This window comes from Acaryochloris sp. IP29b_bin.148 (genome assembly GCF_028285565.1).
GTDB lineage: Bacteria > Cyanobacteriota > Cyanobacteriia > Thermosynechococcales > Thermosynechococcaceae > Acaryochloris.
On the sequence record NZ_JANQOY010000033.1, the window covers coordinates 72,823 to 78,990 of the forward strand.

The window sequence follows — 6,168 nt, forward strand, 5'->3', positions numbered from 1 at the left end:
CTTCTTCATGCAACTCATAGATACGCATGTTCATCTAAACTTTGACGTTTTTCAATCGGATCTCGACCAGATCGCCCAGCGCTGGCGCGATCATCATGTCGTCAGATTAGTCCACTCCTGTGTAGAACCCTCAGAGTTTGATCAAATTCAAACCTTGGCTCAACAGTTTGCCGAGCTGTACTTTGCGATTGGTGTTCATCCACTAGATGTTGAAAAGTGGACCTCGGACACAGCACCTCGCATGCAGTCAATGGCTCAATCCGATCCCAAGGTGGTGGCCATTGGTGAAACCGGCTTAGATTTTTTCAAAGCCGATAATGTTCAACAGCAAGAGCAAATCTTTTGGTCTCATCTTCAGATTGCCCAGCAACTGAATCTACCCGTGATTATTCACTGTCGAGAGGCCGCTATACCCATGGTCCAACTCCTAGAAAAGTTTTGGCAAACCCAGGGGCCTGTTCAAGGCGTTATGCATTGTTGGAGTGGTACACCTGCCGAAACACAACGGTTTTTAGACTTAGGATTTTATATCAGTTTCAGCGGGATTGTGACCTTCAAAAATGCAGCTCAAGTGCATGAATCAGCCCAGATGGTCCCGTGCGATCGCATCCTAATCGAAACTGATTGCCCCTTTTTGGCTCCCGTTCCTGTGCGAGGTAAACGTCGTAACGAACCCGCTAACGTCAGATATATTGCCCAACAGGTGGCTGATTTAAGAGACGTTTCTCTAGAGGATCTAGCTGCCACAACCACTGAAAATGCTTGTCGATTATTTCAATTGTCCTTACCCGATTAATCGTAAAAAAGATTGATTTTGGGTGCAAATGTAACTTAAAATTGTTGATTCTATTCGCGCTGGGCGTAACCTTATAGAGGAGCTGTATGACTAACTCGATCTACACTCAACCCGCCTTTACTTTACCCGACCTGGTTGAAATTCAGCGGGAAAGTTTTCGCTCATTTTTGAAAGAAGGATTGATCGAAGAACTCGAGAGTTTCTCTCCTATCTCAGACTACACCGGCAAAATTGAGCTGCATTTTTTAGCCAAAAATTATAAGCTTAAGCGTCCTAAATATGACGTAGATGAAGCCAAACGTCGAGACAGTACCTATGGGGTGCAAATGTATGTCCCCACCCGATTAATTAATAAAGAAACGGGTGAGATTAAAGAACAAGAGGTATTCATTGGCGATTTACCGTTGATGACCGAGCGGGGCACCTTTATCATCAACGGCGCTGAGCGGGTGATTGTTAACCAGATTGTGCGTAGTCCGGGGGTCTACTACAAGTCTGAGACCGATAAAAATGGGCGACGGACGTACAACGCCAGTCTGATTCCTAACCGTGGTGCCTGGTTAAAGTTTGAGACCGACAAGAATAGTCTCGTTTGGGTCCGAATTGATAAAACTCGCAAACTCTCGGCCCAAGTCCTGTTAAAGGCCTTAGGACTCAGTGATGGTGAAATTTTTGATCGTCTGCGCCACCCAGAATATTATCAAAAGACCATCGATAAAGAAGGGCAGTTCGGTGAAGAAGAAGCCCTCCTAGAACTCTATCGAAAACTGCGTCCGGGCGAACCGCCAACGGTGAGTGGGGGTAACCAACTTTTAGAATCTCGCTTCTTTGATCCCAAACGCTATGATTTAGGGCGAGTCGGACGCTACAAACTCAATAAAAAATTACGCCTCAATACCCCAGAAGCGACACGGGTATTGACTCCCGATGATATCTTGGCCGCCATTGATTATCTGATCAATTTGGAGTTCGATATTGGTTCAGTGGATGACATCGACCACTTAGGCAATCGCCGAGTGCGCTCCGTGGGTGAGCTGTTGCAAAACCAAGTTCGAGTCGGTCTTAACCGCCTAGAGCGAATTATCAAAGAGCGGATGACCGTGTCAGATGTGGAATCCTTGACGCCTGCGTCTTTGGTCAACCCCAAACCGCTAGTCGCTGCCATTAAGGAATTCTTTGGGTCCAGTCAACTGTCCCAATTTATGGACCAAACGAATCCCCTGGCGGAGCTAACTCACAAGCGACGCCTCAGTGCGCTTGGCCCCGGTGGACTGACTCGGGAACGGGCTGGCTTTGCCGTTCGGGATATTCACCCCAGTCACTACGGTCGAATCTGCCCGATTGAAACACCAGAAGGTCCTAACGCTGGTCTGATTGGTTCGTTGGCCACCCATGCTCGGGTGAATCCCTATGGCTTTATCGAAACCCCCTTCTATCCGGTTGAGCATGGCCGCGTCCTCAAAGAACAGGCACCGCAATATATGACTGCTGATGAAGAGGATGATCTGCGGGTTGCACCCGGCGATATTCCTATGGATGCAGAGGGCTACATCCAAGGAGAGATTGTTCCTGTGCGCTATCGTCAGGACTTTACCACCACGTCCCCGGAAGAAGTGGACTATGTGGCCGTTTCCCCAGTCCAGATTATTTCAGTGGCCACCTCGCTGATTCCCTTTTTGGAGCATGATGACGCCAACCGAGCCTTGATGGGATCGAACATGCAGCGACAAGCCGTTCCCTTACTACGGCCTGAACGGCCTTTGGTGGGCACCGGTTTAGAAGCTCAGGCAGCCCGCGACTCAGGTATGGTAATTATTAGCCATACCGATGGTGAAGTGACGTATGTCTCCGCGGATTCCATTCGCATTCGGGACAACGAAGGTAATGAGAACGAGTATTTAATCCAAAAATACCAGCGCTCCAACCAAGATACTTGCTTAAACCAACGCCCCATTGTGTTTGTGGGCGATCAGGTTCGAGAAGGTCAAATTATTGCTGACGGTTCGGCGACCGAAGGCGGAGAACTGGCGTTAGGCCAAAATATTCTCGTGGTCTATATGCCGTGGGAAGGTTACAACTACGAAGATGCCATTCTCGTCAGTGAGCGGTTGGTTCGCGATGATGTCTATACCTCGATTCACATTGAGAAGTTTGAAATTGAAGCGCGACAGACCAAGCTCGGTCCAGAAGAAATTACCCGAGAAATTCCCAACGTGGGTGAAGACTCCCTGCGTCAGCTAGATGAGAACGGCATTATTCGCATTGGAGCTTGGGTGGAAGCGGGCGATATTTTGGTGGGTAAAGTCACGCCTAAGGGTGAGTCGGATCAGCCTCCTGAAGAAAAATTACTGCGGGCGATCTTTGGTGAAAAAGCTAGAGATGTGCGCGATAACTCCCTGAGAGTGCCCAACGGTGAAAAAGGCCGCGTGGTTGATGTGCGGGTCTTTACCCGTGAGCAAGGGGATGAACTCCCACCTGGAGCCAATATGGTGGTTCGCGTTTACGTGGCTCAAAAACGCAAACTGCAAGTGGGTGACAAGATGGCCGGTCGCCACGGCAATAAAGGGATTATCTCCCGCATTTTGCCCATTGAAGATATGCCCTATCTGGCCGATGGTACTCCGGTTGATCTGGTCTTGAATCCTCTAGGCGTTCCTTCCCGCATGAATGTGGGACAGGTCTTTGAGTGTCTCCTGGGTTGGGCAGGGCAAAACTTGAATACCCGCTTTAAACTGACGCCCTTTGATGAAATGCATGGAGAAGAGGCATCTCGTAGCACCGTTCACGGCAAGTTAGCGGAAGCTCAAAACAAAACGGGCAAAGATTGGCTCTATGATCCCGATCGCCCTGGCAAGCTCCAAGTCTTTGATGGTCGGACTGGAGAACCCTTCGACCAACCTGTGACGGTGGGTAAAGCCTATATGTTGAAGCTAGTTCACTTGGTGGATGACAAGATTCACGCTCGGTCCACTGGTCCTTACTCCTTGGTGACTCAACAGCCTCTGGGGGGTAAAGCTCAGCAAGGTGGACAGCGATTTGGAGAAATGGAAGTGTGGGCATTGGAAGCCTTTGGCGCAGCCTATACCTTGCAAGAACTCTTAACAGTCAAATCCGACGATATGCAAGGGCGGAATGAAGCCCTGAATGCCATTGTCAAGGGGCAAGCCATTCCTCGACCGGGTACACCGGAATCCTTCAAGGTCTTAATGCGTGAGCTGCAATCTCTATGTTTGGATATCGCCGTTCACAAAATTGAAACAGAAGATGATGGCGGTAGCCGAGATATGGAAGTTGATTTGATGGCCGATGTTAGCCACAAACGCACACCTTCTCGTCCAACCTATGAGTCGTTCTCCCGGATTGATATGGAAGAAGGAGAAAGTTAATGGTCGGTTGGACCATGGAGTTAAACGCTTGACTCCTGCACAATCATTTGTCTCGAAGCATACTTAGCAAGTAAACAGAGGAAGCTAATCGCGATGCCAAAGCTCGAACAACGATTTGACTACGTCAAAATTGGGCTAGCCTCTCCGGAACGGATCCGGCAGTGGGGGGAGCGCACTTTACCCAACAATCAAGTGGTGGGTGAAGTCACTAAACCAGAAACCATCAACTATCGGACCTTAAAGCCGGAGATGGATGGTCTATTCTGTGAGCGGATCTTTGGTCCTGCCAAGGATTGGGAATGTCACTGTGGCAAATACAAGCGGGTTCGGCACCGAGGCATCGTCTGTGAGCGATGTGGGGTGGAGGTCACCGAGTCACGCGTCCGTCGGCATCGCATGGGCTATATCAAGTTAGCCGCGCCGGTTACCCATGTTTGGTACTTAAAGGGAATTCCCAGCTATATGGCGACATTGCTGGATATGCCCTTGCGGGACGTCGAGCAGATTGTGTATTTCAATGCCTATGTGGTTCTCGATCCCGGTAACGCCGATACCCTGTCCTACAAGCAACTGCTGACGGAAGATCAGTGGATCGAAATTGAGGATCAAATCTACAGCGAAGATTCTCAACTGGAAGGGATTGAAGTGGGGATTGGGGCTGAAGCTGTTCAGCGATTATTGCAAGACATCAACCTAGAAACCGAAGCCGAAACGCTGAGAGAAACGATTGGCACTGCGAAGGGCCAGAAGCGAGCAAAGCTGATTAAACGATTGCGGGTAATCGATAACTTTGTGGGGACGGGCTCCCAAACCGATTGGATGGTCCTCAGCGTGATCCCGGTTATTCCACCTGATTTGCGACCGATGGTGCAGTTAGATGGTGGACGATTTGCCACCTCTGACCTCAATGACTTATACCGTCGGGTGATTAATCGAAATAATCGTCTAGCAAGACTACAAGAGATTTTAGCCCCTGAAATTATCGTTCGAAATGAAAAACGAATGTTGCAGGAGGCCGTCGATGCCTTGATCGACAATGGCCGCCGGGGGCGAACGGTAGTGGGAGCGAATAACCGCCCCTTGAAGTCCCTGTCAGACATTATTGAAGGGAAACAAGGCCGTTTCCGTCAGAACTTACTGGGTAAACGGGTTGACTACTCCGGTCGTTCTGTGATTGTGGTGGGTCCCAAGCTCAAAATGCACCAGTGCGGTCTTCCCAAAGAAATGGCAATCGAACTCTTCCAGCCCTTTGTGATTCACCGTTTGATTGGACAAGGCTTGGTGAACAACATCAAGGCGGCTAAGCGTCTGATTCAACGGAATGACCCAGTCATTTGGGATGTGTTGGAAGAAGTGATTGAAGGGCACCCGGTGATGTTAAACCGAGCACCGACCCTGCACCGCTTAGGAATTCAAGCCTTTGAACCTATCTTGGTAGATGGCCGAGCCATTCAACTTCATCCCCTAGTTTGTCCAGCCTTTAACGCCGACTTTGACGGGGACCAAATGGCGGTTCACGTTCCGCTTTCCATCGAAGCGCAGTCAGAAGCCCGTCTGCTGATGTTGGCCTCGAATAATATTCTGTCGCCAGCAACCGGACGCCCCATTGTGACGCCTAGTCAGGATATGGTGTTGGGCGCTTACTACTTGACTGCCGATAATCCAGGTCGGCAAAACGGAGCGGGTAAATATTTTGCCAACTTAGACGACGCCATTATGGCCTATGAGCAGCAGCAAGTTGACTTACATGCCTATATTTGGGTGCGCTTTGATGGTCCTGTTGATGATGGCGAAGATGACGTCGAACCTAAAGTCGAAACCTCTAGCGACGGGACAGTCACGCACACATACCCCTCTCGTCGAATTCGTAAGGATGCAGAGGGAGAACTGATTTCGCAATATATTCGCACGACCCCCGGTCGGATTATTTACAACAAAACCATCCAGGATTCATTGGCTAGCTAAGTTGGAGAAGCAGATTATGGC

General features: G+C 49.6%; 3 protein-coding genes. All 3 read left to right on the plus strand.

The features are described 5' to 3' along the window. Window positions 1-7 precede the first annotated feature (7 nt). A complete protein-coding gene (locus tag Q0986_RS03600; RefSeq protein ID WP_299403974.1) occupies window positions 8-796 on the plus strand; it encodes a TatD family hydrolase in 789 nt (262 codons plus the stop codon). Window positions 797-882: 86 nt separating this feature from the next. After that, window positions 883-4,182: a DNA-directed RNA polymerase subunit beta gene (gene rpoB / locus Q0986_RS03605; RefSeq protein WP_299403979.1), complete on the plus strand. Its 3,300-nt coding sequence runs from the start codon at window positions 883-885 to the stop codon at window positions 4,180-4,182. 93 nt (window positions 4,183-4,275) lie between these two features. Then, complete coding sequence (locus Q0986_RS03610) at window positions 4,276-6,147, plus strand: DNA-directed RNA polymerase subunit gamma (RefSeq protein ID WP_299403982.1); 1,872 nt, start codon at window positions 4,276-4,278, stop codon at window positions 6,145-6,147. Window positions 6,148-6,168 lie beyond the last annotated feature (21 nt).